At 72.4% G+C, this 14,989-nt stretch carries 13 protein-coding genes; 11 read left to right on the top strand and 2 right to left on the bottom strand.

The genetic code is table 11. The annotated features are described in order from the left end of the window. Positions 1 to 10: 10 nt before the first annotated feature. Genes FU260_RS01975 through FU260_RS23450 form a run of 3 tightly spaced genes read left to right on the top strand, consistent with a single transcriptional unit; the run spans position 11 to position 1,064 of the window. Positions 11 to 460 carry a phage tail protein gene (locus tag FU260_RS01975; RefSeq protein WP_147915539.1) on the top strand — a complete coding sequence of 150 codons (450 nt, stop codon included), beginning with the start codon at positions 11 to 13 and terminating at the stop codon, positions 458 to 460. Beyond that, a complete protein-coding gene (locus tag FU260_RS01970) occupies positions 460 to 909 on the top strand; it encodes a hypothetical protein (RefSeq protein WP_147915538.1) in 450 nt (149 codons plus the stop codon). The genes FU260_RS01975 and FU260_RS01970 overlap by 1 nt, the downstream gene beginning before the upstream one ends. Then, positions 906 to 1,064: a DUF6760 family protein gene (locus tag FU260_RS23450; protein WP_168211607.1), complete on the top strand. Its 159-nt coding sequence runs from the start codon at positions 906 to 908 to the stop codon at positions 1,062 to 1,064. The genes FU260_RS01970 and FU260_RS23450 overlap by 4 nt, the downstream gene beginning before the upstream one ends. A 469-nt stretch (positions 1,065 to 1,533) precedes the next feature. Here the strand turns inward: FU260_RS23450 and FU260_RS01965 are convergent, their stop codons facing one another. Further along, on the bottom strand, positions 1,534 to 1,785 hold the full coding sequence (locus FU260_RS01965) for a hypothetical protein (protein WP_147915537.1): 252 nt from the start codon (positions 1,783 to 1,785) through the stop codon (positions 1,534 to 1,536). A gap of 1,882 nt (positions 1,786 to 3,667) precedes the next feature. Between FU260_RS01965 and FU260_RS01955 the strand changes: the two genes are divergently transcribed. Genes FU260_RS01955 through FU260_RS01920 form a run of 8 tightly spaced genes read left to right on the top strand, consistent with a single transcriptional unit; the run spans position 3,668 to position 11,714 of the window. After that, positions 3,668 to 4,429, top strand: coding sequence for a hypothetical protein (locus FU260_RS01955; protein WP_147915536.1), 762 nt, complete (start codon positions 3,668 to 3,670; stop codon positions 4,427 to 4,429). A gap of 3 nt (positions 4,430 to 4,432) precedes the next feature. Then, positions 4,433 to 4,870 carry a phage tail protein gene (locus FU260_RS01950; protein ID WP_147915535.1) on the top strand — a complete coding sequence of 146 codons (438 nt, stop codon included), beginning with the start codon at positions 4,433 to 4,435 and terminating at the stop codon, positions 4,868 to 4,870. Between the two features lie 11 nt (positions 4,871 to 4,881). Continuing rightward, positions 4,882 to 5,661, top strand: coding sequence for a CIS tube protein (locus tag FU260_RS01945; protein WP_147915534.1), 780 nt, complete (start codon positions 4,882 to 4,884; stop codon positions 5,659 to 5,661). Then, positions 5,648 to 7,465: a VgrG-related protein gene (locus FU260_RS01940; RefSeq protein ID WP_147915533.1), complete on the top strand. Its 1,818-nt coding sequence runs from the start codon at positions 5,648 to 5,650 to the stop codon at positions 7,463 to 7,465. The genes FU260_RS01945 and FU260_RS01940 overlap by 14 nt, the downstream gene beginning before the upstream one ends. A gap of 10 nt (positions 7,466 to 7,475) precedes the next feature. After that, a complete protein-coding gene (locus FU260_RS01935; protein ID WP_147915532.1) occupies positions 7,476 to 7,883 on the top strand; it encodes a GPW/gp25 family protein in 408 nt (135 codons plus the stop codon). A 2-nt stretch (positions 7,884 to 7,885) separates the two neighbouring features. Beyond that, positions 7,886 to 9,832 carry a putative baseplate assembly protein gene (locus FU260_RS01930; protein ID WP_147915531.1) on the top strand — a complete coding sequence of 649 codons (1,947 nt, stop codon included), beginning with the start codon at positions 7,886 to 7,888 and terminating at the stop codon, positions 9,830 to 9,832. Beyond that, a complete protein-coding gene (locus tag FU260_RS01925; protein WP_244951262.1) occupies positions 9,829 to 10,371 on the top strand; it encodes a phage tail protein in 543 nt (180 codons plus the stop codon). The genes FU260_RS01930 and FU260_RS01925 overlap by 4 nt, the downstream gene beginning before the upstream one ends. Next, on the top strand, positions 10,371 to 11,714 hold the full coding sequence (locus FU260_RS01920; RefSeq protein WP_147915530.1) for a zinc ribbon domain-containing protein: 1,344 nt from the start codon (positions 10,371 to 10,373) through the stop codon (positions 11,712 to 11,714). Before FU260_RS01925 ends, FU260_RS01920 begins: the two co-directional genes overlap by 1 nt. Here the strand turns inward: FU260_RS01920 and FU260_RS01915 are convergent. Continuing rightward, positions 11,701 to 14,928, bottom strand: a complete 3,228-nt coding sequence (locus tag FU260_RS01915; RefSeq protein ID WP_147915529.1) for an AfsR/SARP family transcriptional regulator — start codon at positions 14,926 to 14,928, stop codon at positions 11,701 to 11,703. The two genes, FU260_RS01920 and FU260_RS01915, sit on opposite strands and share 14 nt — an antisense overlap. Between the last annotated feature and the right edge of the window lie 61 nt (positions 14,929 to 14,989).

Raw genomic sequence — 14,989 nt, 5'->3', positions numbered from 1 at the left:
TGAACAGACAATGCCATTGCCAGATGCCATGGACCTCGCCGCGGGCTACGGGTTCAGCGTGACGATCGACGGCGTCGAGGTGCCGTACGTGATGGAGGTCGCCGGGCTGAAGACGGAGGTGGACAAGATCGCCTTCCAGCAGCAGGCCAAGGACGGGAAATTCATCACCCGGCAGATGATGGGCCGGCAGAAGCCCGGCGAGTTCACGGTCAAGCGTGGCCTGACCGACTCGAAGACCGTCACCGACTGGCTCAAGGAGGTGATGGGCGGCAAGCTCGGCGCCTCTCGGAAGACGGCCGAGGTGACGATCTTCGCCTCGGACAACTCCGTGGTGAAGAAGCTCTCCTATCGGAACTGCTGGGTGAAGGACGTGGAGGTCTCCGGCTCGCTGAAGGCCGGCTCGACCGACCCGCTGGTGGAGGCGTTCACGGTCTGCTGGGATGAGATGGAGTTCAGCTGATGCGACGCGGCTCACCCCCAGAGCTGGTCGACGCGCCCGCTGCCACCGAGCAGCCGGGCGCGTCGGCGGCGCAGGCCGAACTGCGCACCGAGTTCGACTTCGTGCTCCCGCGCGGCTACCAGGACTCCCACGGCACCGTGCACCGCGAGGGCACGATGCGCCTGGCCACCGCGCGCGACGAGCTGCTCCCGCTGTATGACGCGCGGGTGCAGGAGAACGCGGCCTACACGACGGTGGTGCTGCTCGGCCGGGTGATCACCTCGCTCGGCACCTTGGGTTCGGTGACCTCCTCAGTGGTGGAGAACATGTTCGCCTCGGACGTCGCCTTCCTGCAGGACCTGTACCGGCGGGTGAACACCGAAGGGCACGCCAGGGCGGCGGTCAGCTGCCCGTCCTGTGCGCACCGGTTCACCCTCGACCTCTCGGACGGTCGCCTGGGGGAATCGTGACGTACGCACCCGAGCGGCTGTACGAGGAGGTCGCGTACGTCGCCTATCACTTCCACTGGCCGCAGCACGACATTCTCGATCTGGAGCACGGGCAGCGGCAGCGCTATGTGCACGAGATCGCCACGATCAACCGGCGGATGACACAGGAGGTCTGATGCGCTGGCCCTGGCAGCGACGCCCGGTACGGGAGGCCGCCTCCGCGCCTCCGGTCGCTGCACCTGTGCGTGGGCCGGAGCCGATGGGGTGGGCACATTTTCCGCCGCTGCAGCGCGTGCTCAGCGCTGCCGAGCCGGTGCACACCGCATCCGGCGCCGGCTGGACGGTGACCGGCCGGTCGATGCCGCTGCTGGGGCAGCTGGGTCACCTGGTCTCGTCGGCGGCGCCTTCCGGTGTGGTCGATGGCGACGGCGGAGGCCCAGTGGCCCAGTCGGCGGCGCCTTCCGCTGTGGCCGATGGCGACGGCGGAGGCCCAGTGGCCCAGTCGGCGGCGCCTTCCGCTGTGGCCGATGCCGACGGCGGAGGCCCAGTGGCCCAGTCGGCGGCGCCTGCCACCGTGGCCGTGGCTCGCCACGCCCGGGGCCCATTACTCACCGCGCCCACGCCGACTGAGCTCCCGGGGGTGCACTACGCCCTCGGTGGTGCCGAGGACCTGGCGGCGCTGCGACCCTCATCCGGACCGGGGCAGACCGGGTCCGGTGCTTCCGTGGCGGCCACACCGGAAGAAGGTGCCAGGCCCGTGCTCGGGCCGAGTATCTCTTCCGCACCAGCAGCCGCATCCGCAACTCCAGCGGCGGAGCCGATACCGGCACCGGTGACGTCGTACTCCGCACCGATCGCCGACGTCATCGCCCAGCGGGCAGCGCTGTCCGGGTACACCGAGGTCTCGCTCCCGCGGCCGCCGGGCGCGTCCGGCGGCGGTGACTCCGGCACGTGGGGCGCGGGCCCGCAGCCAGCCCCGGGCGCCGGTCGGGCAGGGCCGGGCCCCTCCAGGGGCACCGGAGGCCGGGAGTCCGGGCGCGCGGATAATGGGCGAGCAGATGGCGGGCGCCCGGGTAGCGGGCGCCCGGGTAGCGGAGGGTCTGTGGGGGCTTCCGGTGCTCCGCGACCGTCGACCGCGCCCGCTCAACGCCGGCTCGGCCTTGGCGCCCCGCTGCCACCGGGACAGTCAGTGCAGGGGGTGCCGCGTAGGGCGGGTGGTCCCACCTCAGCGGCGTCTGGGATTCCGCCGGGACAGACAGGGCCATCGGTGCAGCCCGGCACGTCAGTGCAGCCATCGAGCACGCCCGCATCCGCACCACCAGCCCCGGCCACCTCCCCGTCTGCCGCACAGCCAGGCCCGCCGCCCGCCAGCTCGGCGCCCTTGGACCCGGCACCATCGGCGCTCACCCCAGTGCACCCCGCCCCGGCCACTCCTGACGATCCCCGTGCTGTCGTTCCCGGCGTCGCCCGGGGAACCGGGACCGCTCCGGGAAGCGGGCCCACGACTCCGGCCGGCCACCTGCACCAGGAGCCGTCGCCCCGGCTCTCGTCGGCCGGACCGCACCAGACCAGACCAGGACCGGGCGCGCCGATCGTGCAGCGCCAGCCCCATCACGCCCTGCCGCTCCCACCCCGATCGACCGGCTCACCATCAAGCTCTCGTCCGGTCGATCGCGCCCCCAGGAACACGGCGGGTGCGGCGGGTGCGGCGGGTGCGGCGGGTGCGGCGGGTGCGGCGGGTGCGGCGGGTGCGGCGGGTGCGGCGGGCCCCCTGGACCGTGCGCCGTCCCTCCCGGTGCCGCCGGCGTCCCCAAGCGCGGACGGGGCAGCCGGCGCACCGCCGGGTGGGGCCGGCGAGACGAGAGGGGCCGGCGAGACGGGGAGTACCGGGAGCACCAGGAGCACCGGGAACGCGGAGACTGCAGGGAAAGCGGGAAGCGGGGGGCGCGCAGGAAGCGCAGCGTCGGTCGGCGAACCGCCTGCGCCCGACGGCTCCGGCACTGCCGACTGGGCCGTCCCGACCACCGACCCGAGACACGCTCCTCTTCTTGCCGACCAGCAGACCGAGAGCACGCCGGCACCATCCACCTCAACGGTGGCTTCAGTGCCCTCGCGGCCGGCCGACATGCCGGTACAACGGTCGACCCTTCCTGGGACCGAAACCAGCGGACCGGACCCTGCCCATGCCACAACCACCACTGGCGCCGTCGGCCCAACCTCACCCTCCTCGGCGCCACTTCTCGGCATCGGCGCGGATTCCGGGAGTCCTTCTTCGACTCTGTCGACCGGCCCCACCGCCGACACCCCCGCACTCCAGGTCAGGGCTACCCAGAGCGCCGCCACTGCCGCTCGCCTCACCGGGCCGGCTGACCCCGAGCCTCCCGCCGAACGGCGACCGCCAGGGGAGGCGGCCGAGGCACTTCGCCCTCTCCCACGGCCCGGGGGGCCTGTCCCGTCCCCGGGCCCTACGGCCACCTCCCCCACCCTGCCCGCGCCACCCGCCACCTCCACGGGTTCCCTGCCCCCCTCGGCCCCCCGCGGGGGTGCGTCGACGCCGATATCACGCTCAGTGATACCCGGCTCGGTGGCAACGGGACGAGCGACCTCCGCTGCCGGCCGTGGGACCACCGGGCCAGCCGTCGGGTCACGTCCATCCAGCGCACCCGCCACCGGGTCACGTCCATTCAGCGCACCCGCCACCGGGTCACGTCCATCCAGCGCGCCCGCCGTTGGGCCACGTCCGTCCAGGGCGCCCGCCACTGGGACAGATCCCTCCGCTGTGCCCACCGCCAGCCTCCCGACCGCCAGCCTCTCGCCTGCCGGCCGCACCAGCCCCGATCTCGGGCTACCGGTCGGCACCTTCGAGTCCGGTCCCGAGCTACTCCCGTCATCGGCTGCCCTCCAGCGGCACGGCACCACCACGGCACTGCTGGGTACCGCGCGCCCGCCAGCCGGACGACTGACCGCGGCCTTCGCCACCTCACCACGGGGTGCCTCCCACCTCACGCGCCCCTCGCCGCCCGGTGCGCCGAGGCTGCCCAGCCGGGGAACGCCGTCGTCGACACCTGCACCACGCACCCCGACCGCCAGCCTGGCACGCTCGCTCAGCGCAGCGACGACCGAGCACCCCGGCTCGGCGCTGCTCGCGCCGACCAGGCCACCGGTCCAGAGCCCGAGCGACCCCGCGCCCGACACCGGGCCGCCGCTGACGGTCGTGGCCCAACGCGCCCGCGGGTTCCTCGGCAACCACCGCCCGCTACCGCCGGTCCCACAACGCCCGGCCACCTCACTCCCGCAACGCCCGGCCACCCCGCTCCCGCAGGAGCCACCGCCGCCGGACGACCCACCGAGCGCGCCGACCGCAGCTTCCGCAGGGCCGGTACCGCCGACGGAACCAGCACCATCTGCCACTCCGGCGAAGCTCAGCCCGCCCGAGCTGGACACCCTGGCCCAGCAGCTGCTGGACCCGATGATGCGCCGGATCCGCAACGAGCTCCTGCTCGACCGTGAGCGCCGCGGCCGCCGCGGAGACTGGAGGTAGGCCATGCTGGCCGAGGTCGACACCGCCGTCACGCTGCACTTCGTGGTCAGCATCGACAACCGCAACCTGGGCGCGTTCTCCAGCTGCGAGGGCCTCGGCTGCGAAGTGGTGCTGGAGACCCGGCAGGAAGGCGGCAACAACCAGTTCACCTGGCAATTCCCGAGCCGGATCAGCTACCCCACGGTCAAGCTCACCCGCCCACTGGGCCGGGACACCAGCAAGATCGGCGAGTGGATCACCTCGATCACCCAGGGCTACTCCCGCAGCACCGCCACGATCAAGGCGATGACGCCGGACGCCACCGTGGTCGCCGACTGGGGGCTGGACGGGGTGGTCCCGGTGCGCTGGTCCGGTCCCTCGTTCAACCCGGACTCCCCGCAGGTGGCCACCGAGACTCTCGAGGTCGCCCACCACGGGTTCATCGCCGCACAGGGAGCCTGAGGAGGTCCGCCATGCCAGTCGCGATCGACAGTGTCAGCACATCCACCGGCGGGAGCCGCTCCCCTACCAAGTTCGAAAAGGCCTACCTGCAGCTGTACGAGCCGTCCCGGGACGGCTCCCTCGCCCAGCCCGGCGGCGAGCTGGACCGGGTGGACTTCCAGTTCAACCCCACCGAGCTCACCCTCGGCAAGGCAGCCCGGTGGGCACGTGCCACCGGCACCGGCAACGAGAGCAGCGGCCCTCCCCAGTACCAGGGTCCCGAACCCTCCCAGCTGGACCTGGAGCTGTTCCTGGATGCCTCGGACACCCAGGACAACTCGGTGGTGACCAAGGTGGAGGTGCTGCTCGGCTGCTGTGTGCCGACCTCCTCCTCCCACTCCCAGAACCGGGACTCTCCACCCTGGGTGATGTTCCGCTGGGGCGGGATCACCAGCTTCCTCGCTTACGTATCCCAGGTGAGCGCCCGGTACACGCTGTTCAGCTCCGGCGGGCTGCCGATCCGGGCGGTGGTGACCCTCACCCTGGCGGAGCTCTCCGGGAACACACCGCGGCAGAATCCCACCTCCGGCGGGCTGGTGCCGCGGCGGGCGCACCGGGTGGCCGAGGGGGACACGCTCGCCGCGCTGGCCTACGCCGAGTACGGGACGGCGTCGCTGTGGCGGGAGGTGGCCCGCGCGAACGACATCGACGACCCGTTCCGGGTCCGGGTGGGCAGCACGGTGCTGCTGCCGGCCGCTGAGGAACTGATGCCGGCCGTCGGCGGTCAGGAGGTGGCCGGTGCCCACAGATGAGGTGTACTTCTACCGGCCGGTGGTCAAGGTTGCCGGTGCCGTGCTGCCGGAGCAGTGGGCCGCGCTGATCACCGAGGTGTACGTGGACGACTCGGTGCACCTGCCGGGTCTGCTGGTGCTGCGCTTCTCCGATCCGGAGGACGCCGTGCTGGAGGGTGCGGGCCTGGCGATCGGGAAGCCTGTCTCGCTCGCCGTGGGCTCCTCCACGCCCGGCACCCCGGAACCGTTGATCGAGGCGACCGTCACCAGCCTGGAGCGGGAGATCGACTCCCGCGGCATGACGACCGTGGTGCGCGCCCTGGACGCGCGGCGCAAGCTGCAGGGCGGGGCGAAGATGGCCACCTACGTGGACCAGAAGATCTCCGACATCGTCAACGCGATCGCCGGGAGCGTGGGTGTGGCCTGCCAGGTGGACCAGATCGGGCCGGTCTATCCGCAGCTGACCCAGGACGCTGTGAGCGACTGGGAGTTCGTCACCCGGCTGGCCACCGCTCACGGTGCGGTGCTCTCGATGAAGGGCAAGACGCTCGAGCTGCGCATGCCGCCGACGGCCTCGAGTGCCCCCACCGCCACCGGCGACCCGCTGGTGCTCGAGGTGGGCAAGCAGGTGCTCGGCCTGCGCAGCACCATCACCGACAGCGACCAGGTGCCGGAGGTGGAGGCCCGCGGCTGGAGCCCGAAGGAGAAGCGGTTCATCGCACACTCGGCCAAGGCCGACTCCACCAGCGCCTCGGTGACCAGCACCCCGAAGGCACTCGCCACGGGTCGAGCGGCCGAGGTGATCAGCGTTCCCGGGCAGAGCGAGATCAAGGCGGTCCAAGCACGGGCCGAGTCCCGGATGAGCAGCAGGGCGGGCGGGTTCGCCGAGCTGGAGGCGCGGGTGCGCGGGAACGCAAAGCTGTTCGCCGGCGCGGCAATCACCCTCAAGGGTGCAGGCAAGAAGTTCGACGGGAAGTACGTGCTCTCCGCCGCTCGGCACCGCTTCGACGAGATCGCCGGCTACGTCACGGACGTCACCGTGGCACATGCCGCAGACCGGTCCACCTACGGCGTGCTGACCGGAGCGATCGAGGCGCCGCCGGCCACCCGCGGGATGCTGCCCGCCCTGGTCACCAACCTCAAGGATCCGGACAACCAGGGCCGGGTCAAGGTCAAGCTGCCCACCCTGTCCGACACGGAGGAGAGCTGGTGGGCCCGGGTGGTGCAGGCCGGTGCGGGGGCACAGCGCGGCACGGTGCTGCTGCCGGAGGTGGGCGACGAGGTGCTGGTGGCATTCGGTGGTACCGGGGTGGAGTCGCCGTACGTGCTCGGCGGCGTCTACAACGGCAAGGACCTACCCCTACCGGCGTTCGACAAGCACGTCGACGGCACCGGGAAGGTGATCCGCCGCGGCTTCACCTCCCGCACCGGGATGAGCGTGGAGGTGCTCGAGGACGCTTCCGGCACGAAGCTGAACGTGCGCAACAAGGACAGTAAAGAGCGGATCACCATCATCCAGGCGCCCAACGGCGGGATCGAGATCGTCTCCCAAGGAACGATCAGCATCACCGCACAGCAGGACATCAAGCTCGCGGGCCAGATCGTGGAGATCGCCGCGAAGGGCGACCTGAAGCTCAGCGGGGTGAACGTGAAGATCGCCGCGAAGGCGAATGCGGACCTGGAGGCGCAGGCGAACGCGAGTGTCAAGGCGAACGGCAACACGTCCCTCGAGGGGACGGTGGCTGCGGTCAAGGGCAAGGCCTCGGCCGAGCTCAGCGCCTCCGGCCCGGTCACCGTGCGCGGTGCCCTCGTGAACATCAACTAGGGAGCGGCAGATGACCTCGGACTTCATCGGCTCGGGCTGGACGTTCCCGGTGCGCACCAGCCGCACCGGAGCGATCGCCCTGGCCTCGGGCGATGCCGAGATCGAGCAGAGCATCCGGCTGATCCTGGCCACTGCACCGGGCGAGCGGCCGATGCGCCCGGAGTTCGGCTGCGGGGTGCACCACTTCGTGTTCGCCCCGGCGGATGCCTCCACCGCCGGGGACATCGCCTACGCGGTACGGGTGGCCCTGGAGCGCTGGGAGCCACGGATCGAGCTCGCGTCAGTCACCGTGCGCTTCGACGAGGTGGACTCCGGTCTGCTCTACATCGACATCGCCTACGCGGTGCGCGGCACCAACGACCCGCGCAACCTCGTCTTCCCGTTCTACGTGATCCCCGACCATGAGGAAGGCGCCTGACGATGCTGCCCGCCCCCGACCTCGACGACCGGCGCTTCCAGGACCTGGTGGATGACGCCAAGCGCTACATCCAGGTGTCCTGCCCGGAATGGAGCGACCACAACGTCTCCGACCCGGGGGTGACCTTGGTGGAGACGTTCGCGCACATGGTGGACGAGCTGTCCTACCGGCTGAACCGGGTACCGGACCGGCTCTACCTCACCTTCCTCGACCTGATCGGGGTGCAGTTGCACCCGCCGGCTGCCGCCACGGTGGACCTGACCTACTGGCTGTCCGCCCCGCAGACCGAGGACGTGCGGGTACCTGCCGCCTCGCAGGCGTGCACACCGCGGCAGGAGGATGAGGACCCGGTGGTCTTTGCCACGCTCCGGGATCTGGTGGTGCCGCCACGTGAGCTCCTGCACACCGCCACCCAACCGAACGACGGCGAGCCCACCAACCGCAGCAGCGAGCTCCGCGATGGCGACCGGTTCTCGGTGTTCACCAGCCCACCGGTCCCCGGAGACGTCCTCCTGGTGGGGCTGGACGATGCCGCACCGGGCTGCATCGTCTCGGTGCACGTGGATGCCCAGGTGGAGGGCAAGGGCGTGGACCCACGGTTCCCCCCACTGCGCTGGGAGGCGTGGTGCGAGGGTGGCTGGCGCAGTTGTGAGGTGGACCATGACGGCACCGGTGGGCTGAACCGGTCCGGGGACGTGCTGCTGCACGTGCCGGCCGAGCATGAGACCTCGGTGATCGGCGGCGAGCGGGCCGGTTGGTTGCGCTGCCGGGTGATCGAGCCGGACCCCGGGTTCCCGTTCTACAGCGTCTCCCCCACGATCAGTGCGGCCAGCGCGGTGACCATGGGCGGCACAGTGCCCGCCGGGCACGCCCGCACGGTGACCGAGGAGGTGCTCGGCCTCTCCGAGGGCATCCCGGGGCAGGTGTTCACGCTGGCGCACGCCCCGGTGACCGCCGGCGGCGGGGTGGTGCTGGAGGTGGCCGCCGGTGACGGCTGGCAGGAGTGGGCGGAGGTGGAGACGTTCGCCGGCAGCCTGCCGGAGTCCACGGTGTTCCGGCTGGACCGGGCCATCGGGCAGCTCATCCTGCCGCCGGCGGTACGAGAGGCCGACGGCACGCTGCGTCACTACGGCGCCGTCCCGGCCAAGGGCGCGCCCCTGCGGGTGCGCTCCTACCGCACCGGCGGTGGCCCGGCGGGAAACGTGGCACCGCGGGCGGTGACGGTGATGCGCGACCTGGTGCCGTTGGTGGACCGGGTGGTGAACCGACGGGCCGGTCTGGGCGGGCGCGCCCCGGAGACGGTGCAGCAGGCAATGGTGCGTGGGCCGATCTCGCTGCGCACACTGGATCGGGCGGTCACCGCCGAGGACTACGAGGTGCTCGCCCGCCGGGCGGCGCCCGGGATCGCCCGGGTCCGGTGCGTGGTGGCCGAGTCCGCTGAGGACGCTGGCGGGGTGCGACTGCTGGTAGTGCCGGCGGCGGTGCCGGATGCCCAGGGCCGGCTGCGGCTGGAGGACCTGCTGCCCTCGGAGCGGGCGCTGCAGCGGATCACCGACTACTTGGGCGAGCGCCGCCCGGTGGGTGCCCGGCTGCTGGTGGAGCCACCGTTCTACCAAGGAGTGACCGTGGTGGCCCGGATCGCGGCCCGCCCGCGCGCGAATGCGGAGCGGCTGGAACGGCAGGCACTGGAGGCGCTGAACGCCTACTTCGACCCGATCACTGGCGGGCCGGATCACGCCGGGTGGCCGTTCGGCCGGCCGGTGCAGGCCGGTGAGGTCTATGCCGTGCTGCAGCAACTGACCGGTCTGGAGCTGATCGAGGACGTGAAGCTGTTCGGCGCCGACCCGATCACCGGCAAACGCGGCGAGCCGACCACCCGGATCGATCTGGATGCGAGCGGGCTGGTGTTCTCCTACCAGCACCAGGTGCGCGCGAGTGGGGGCCGATGATGCGAGGCGTGATCGCCGGGCAGCCGAGCCCGTTCCCGGTGGCGCACCGGTTACCGGGTGTGCTCCAGGAGGACGAATTCCTGGGCAGGTTCCTGGGTGCCTTCGACGAAGCGTTGGCGCCGCTCTTCCTCAGCCTGGACGGGTTGGGCGCCTATGTGGACCCTCAGCTCGCGCCAACGGACTTTCTCGACTGGCTCGCACAGTGGGTGGGTATCGAGGTGGATGAGGCGTGGACGGTGGCCCAGCGCCGGGAGATCGTGGCCGGTGCGGTGGCGGTGCATGCCCGGCGGGGTACGACGGCCGGGATCGCCGGGGCAGTGCGGCTCATCGTCGACGGCGAGGTCGAGGTGACCGATAACGGCGGAGACGCCTGGTCGGCGGAGCCCGGCGGTGCCCTGCCGGGCCGGGCCCGGCCGCGAGTGACCGTGCGGGTGCGCCCGAGGCCCGGGACGAGCGTGGACGAAGCCCGGTTGGACGCTGTGGTGACCGCGGTGAAGCCGGCACATGTGACCCACCGGATCAGGGTGGTGAACGACTGATGCAGACCTGCCCGGACTGCGGCGTCCGGAACGAGGACGGTGAACTGTTCTGTGGTGCCTGCGGCACCTACCTGGAGTGGGAGGAGCACGGGGTCGAGGCCGCGTCCAGCTCCAGCTCCAGCACGACGGCGGAGCTCACCCAGGCCGAGCCCGCACCTGAGCGTGTGGTCGAGCCGGCGCCGCAGGCGGTGGAGCAAGGGGCCGAACCCCCGCCGCGACCGGCGGCGGCCCAAGCGGCCGAACCCGCGCCACAGGCAGCGGTGCAGGAGGCGGGCGAGCCGGCGACCGAGGTGCGAAACACCCCTGAGGCGCCCACCGCCGTCGAGAGTGTGCCGCCGACCCGGGCCACCCGGGCGACCCGGGCGACCCGGGCGAGAACCGCCGTCGACCACCCCCCGACGACCGGAACACCGCCCCCAACCGCCGCAGCCACCGCCGAGACACCGGCGGGGGTTGGGCCGGTGAAGCCGTCGGTGAAACCCGTGAAGCCGGCAGCGATCAAGCCCGCGGCGGCAGTGCCCGGCCCGGTTCAGCCGGCCGCCGCCCGACCACGCCGGCACGTCCCCCCGGCCGAGAAGGACGAACCTTCGCCCGCCCCCGGCGATCTGATCTGCGGGGCCTGCGGTGCCGGCAACGCACCGCACCGCAACTTCTGCCGCCGCTGCGGGGCGAGCCTGGCCGATGCGCCCACTCAGGGCCGCGGAGGCTGGTGGCGCCGCTGGCGCGATCGGCGTCGAGCACGCCGGGACGGCCCGAAGGCGGGCACGCGGCCGAAGCGGCGGCGACGGCGCCGGTTCCCCACGAAGACGGTGGTCCTCCTAGTGGTCCTGGCCCTGCTCGGTGGTGGCGGCTACTACTTCCGGGACGAGCTGGGCACCGGGTACCACGCGGTGCTGGACCGGGTGGCCGGCAACGATCCGGTGAACCCGGCAGAGGTGACCGCGTCCAGCTCGGCGAGCGACCGCGGCCCGGACCTGGCGCGCGACGGCATCTCGGACCGGTCCTGGGCCCCGGAGGCCACCGGCGACGGTGCCGGCGAGTGGTTGCAGTTCGAGTTCGACGAACCGTTCCGCCTGGTCACAGTGCTGCTCACCGCCGGAGCGTCCACCGCGGATGAGACGCGGCTGCTGGAAGCACGGCCGAGCCGGGTGCGGTTGACCGTGACCACTGCCGACGGCGCGGAGCAGATCCACGATGTCGACGTGGTGGACACCGGCGAACCGCAGCCGATCTCCCTACCGACCAGTGACGTGGTCTCGGTGCGGATGACGATCTTGAGCGCCTACGGCGCGACCGACGATGTCCATGTGGCGGTCGCCGAGGTGGAGTTCAGAGGCCGGTGAGCTCCGAGTCCACCCCGAGCTCGGCGAGCACCGCACGGTAAGCGCGCAGCGCCCGCTGCGCGGCGGCGGGCTCACCGGCTCGCCGCAACGCCGCGACCTGCGCGCGCCACGCGTCGTCCCGGTAGGGGTCGATGTCGATGCTGCGCTGGGCGGCGGAGACCGCGGCAGTCCAGCGCTCGGCGCGGAACTCCAGCTCGGCCAGCTGTGCGGCCGCCTCGGCGGCACCAGCCCGCAGCCGTTCCCGTGGGGTGAGCACCCAGGCCGGGGCCCCTTCCTCCGAGAACAGGTCCCCCTGGTAGGCGTCGAGCGCGCGGGTGAGCGCCTGCCGCACCCGATCCTGATCCCGGTCCAGGCGCGCAACCTTCGCCTCGCCCAGTGCGACCTCGAACTCGAACACATCGCTGCGGGAGTCCGGGGAGAGGTTGAGCCGGTAGGCCTCACCGACCCGTTGGATGATCCGGCTGCGCCGGCCCGGAACGCCCGGTTCCAGCACGGCGCGCAACTGGGACAGGCTCACCTGGAACGACCGCATCCCCGCCTCGGCGTCCAGCTCGCCCCAGAGCGCATCGGTGATCAGCTCACGGTGCACGGGGTGGCCGGCGTGGATGCCGAGGAACTTCAGCAGGGCCCGCACCCGCGGCCGGACCCCGGACAGGTCCACCGACCGGCCGTGCACGCGCAGCTCGAATCCGCCGAAGCAGCGCAGGTCCACCCGAACGCCGGTGCCCGGTGATGATGGGCTGGGGGCGGCCGGGATCCCGGCCGGAGGCGTGTCGGTCATCGGAGTGTCCGCACCCGGGGTGGCCGATGACGGGGTGGCCGCACCCGGGGTATCCGCACCCGGGGTGGCGGATGACGGGGTGGTGGCGGCTGCGGCTGTGCTCGGGGCTGGTGGGTGCTCCGGCGGCGACGGGGGCGCCGCGCTGGCAGCTGGCGGGCGCTCGGCCGCCGCGAGCCCCGCCGCCGGGCGCTCGGCCGGCCTGCTGCGCGCGGACTGGTGGGCCGGGAACCACTCCCAGGGGCGGATCGCCAGCCCGATCTCGATCGCCGTGGACCGGGCGAGCGTCAGCTCCTCCGCACTATTCTCGGTATCCACGAGCACGAGCGCGGAGTAGGCGAAGCAGGCGGCCCCCGGCACCGCCGCCCGTCGAGCCTGGCCCTCAGCTGCCCGCGCCATCTGCTCCGCATCCGGAAGGTCGTGCGCCGCCGCCTTCAGCGAGGCGATCGCGTCGCACCAGACCGCCAGCGAACCGCAGTCGAGCTCGCGCAGCCGCAGCGCCACCGCGGTCAGATCACTCACCCGCGCACTGTCCCCGCGCACCTGGGCGATCGCACCGGCCATCGAGATGAACGCCGCGGCGACCCGGTCGCTGCGCGCCTCGTGCTCGGCCAGCACCTCGGCCAGCGCCTGCCGGGATCGGGGCGGGCCCACCGCCAGGGTCAGCCCGGTGGCGATCCGCGCGATCCAGGTCCAGCCACGCCTGCTCGCTTCGGCCGCGATGTCGTCGACGTTGGCGACCGTGTCCTCCACCGGGCGGGTGCCCACTCCGCTGATCGTGGCGAGAGCGAGCTGGGCGGCCAGCTGGGCCGGTTCGTCCGGGTCACCGTACGCGGCCAGCGAGCGCAGCACCGTCCAGGCCTGCCGCCGGTTACCGGCCACCCACAGCGCCAGCCCTTCGGTGAGGCGCGCCCCCGGCCCGTCGAGACGGCGGGCCTGGCGCGCCGCAGCGAGCGGGTCCCGGCGCAGCGCCGCCCGGAGCAGATGCACCCAGGTGGGCCGCGGCGGTGGGGTGGTGTCCACCCAGACGGAGACATCCGCGATCACCTGGTCACAGACCCGCAGACCGACATCGTCGGTGAACTGCTCCCGCGCTCGGCGGGCGACAGTCTCCGCGGCGCGCAGCTGCCCGTCGTTCAGCAGACGGCGAGCCTCGGCGAGGGCACACCAGGGGTCGGTCTCGGTCAGCCAGGCCGGGAGCAGGGTGGTCCAGGTACCTGCGCCGTGTGCCGAGGTCGGCCCAGCCATGATCCGGTGCCCGTGCTCGCGCAGGAGTCGCTGCACACCCTCCCAGTCCTCGGCGCGGGCGCGGGCACGCAGGGCCTCCACCGTCGCGTGCTCCGCCTCCAGCACGGCAGCGGCCCGGCGGTACCACTCGTGCGTCGCCTGGGCACCGAGCTCCTCGCGGAGCACGCTCTCCAGGTGACGGCGGAGCACGTCGTGGTAGTGAAAGCTCACCCCGCCGTCGAGCGTGGTGGTCAGTGCCTGCCGGTCCACCAGGTCCCGCAGGATGCGTTGCGAACCGGTGATCCCCAGCAGCTCGTCGCAGCGGGCTGCGGTGAGGTCGTCGAACACACTGGTCTGCACCAGGAAGTCCTGGGTCGCCTCCGGCAGAGTGGCGAGCACCTGCGCGGACAGGTAGTGCTGGGCGAAGCGGGAGTGGCCGGCAAGTGCGTCCACCGCACGCCGCCGAGCGGTGCCCTGGTGCCCCACTGTGGACAGATGGAACAGCTGCAGACCCGCCGCCCACCCCTGCGTGTACCGGGTCAGCGCGGCAACGTCGTAGGGCGGTAGTGGGGCACGGTAGACGTTGCGGAAGAGCTTCTCCACCTCCCACGTGCGGAACCGGAGGTCCTCACCGGTGAGCACCACCAGCGGCGGCAGCTCGGAACGGGTCAAGTTCACCGCGGGCATCGTGCGCGAGCCGAGGAGAAGCTTCACGGCTCCGGGGCCGAGCAGGACGAACCGCTCCAGCTCCCGGGCCGCTGGCGTCTCAGCGATGACATGCAGATCGTCGATCACCAGGAGCAACTCGCCAGAGCGCTCGTGCAACACCCGCACCAGCGCGTCGACGCTCGCCGGTCGTTCCACGTCGCCGCGCAGGTGCACGCTCAGCGCGGGCCACAGCCAGTCCACCAGCCGCCCGGCCACAGCGGTCGAGTCCAGTCGGCACCAGGCCACCGGCAGACCACTGGCCCGCGCCCACTGCGCCATCAGGGTGGTCTTACCGCTACCGGCCGGGGCGACAACCAGTCCGAGGTGGCCCTGCGCCACCGGGTCCAGACGCCGCAGGACCGGTTCACGGTGCAGGCCGGTCACCCGAGGTGGCACCGTGTTCGCCGAAGGCGGCGGCTCCCCGACCGCCGGGAAGCGGCCGCGTACGTCAGCGAACGAGTCCGGTTCCGCCCCGGTTGCGGAGGTCCTGCTCGCGCTCATCGGTCTCAGTCTCCCACGCACAGCCTGAGGCGGTGGGGTGGTTGGTATCGACAGGCGGCGG

Source organism: Ruania zhangjianzhongii, assembly GCF_008000995.1.
GTDB classification, from domain to species: domain Bacteria; phylum Actinomycetota; class Actinomycetes; order Actinomycetales; family Beutenbergiaceae; genus Ruania; species Ruania zhangjianzhongii.
The sequence above is the reverse complement of the archived record's forward strand: the minus strand, read 5'-3'. Positions and strand labels throughout refer to the sequence as shown.

Excerpts from the sequence above, each read along its gene's own strand:
- FU260_RS01975 (WP_147915539.1), top strand. The coding sequence starts at position 11 with ATGCCATTGCCAGATGCCATGGACCTCGCCGCGGGCTACGGGTTCAGC.
- FU260_RS01970 (WP_147915538.1), top strand. The coding sequence starts at position 460 with ATGCGACGCGGCTCACCCCCAGAGCTGGTCGACGCGCCCGCTGCCACC.
- FU260_RS01950 (WP_147915535.1), top strand. The coding sequence starts at position 4,433 with ATGCTGGCCGAGGTCGACACCGCCGTCACGCTGCACTTCGTGGTCAGC.
- FU260_RS01945 (WP_147915534.1), top strand. The coding sequence starts at position 4,882 with ATGCCAGTCGCGATCGACAGTGTCAGCACATCCACCGGCGGGAGCCGC.
- FU260_RS01935 (WP_147915532.1), top strand. The coding sequence starts at position 7,476 with ATGACCTCGGACTTCATCGGCTCGGGCTGGACGTTCCCGGTGCGCACC.
- FU260_RS01930 (WP_147915531.1), top strand. The coding sequence starts at position 7,886 with ATGCTGCCCGCCCCCGACCTCGACGACCGGCGCTTCCAGGACCTGGTG.
- FU260_RS01925 (WP_244951262.1), top strand. The coding sequence starts at position 9,829 with ATGATGCGAGGCGTGATCGCCGGGCAGCCGAGCCCGTTCCCGGTGGCG.
- FU260_RS01920 (WP_147915530.1), top strand. The coding sequence starts at position 10,371 with ATGCAGACCTGCCCGGACTGCGGCGTCCGGAACGAGGACGGTGAACTG.
- FU260_RS01915 (WP_147915529.1), bottom strand. The coding sequence starts at position 14,928 with ATGAGCGCGAGCAGGACCTCCGCAACCGGGGCGGAACCGGACTCGTTC.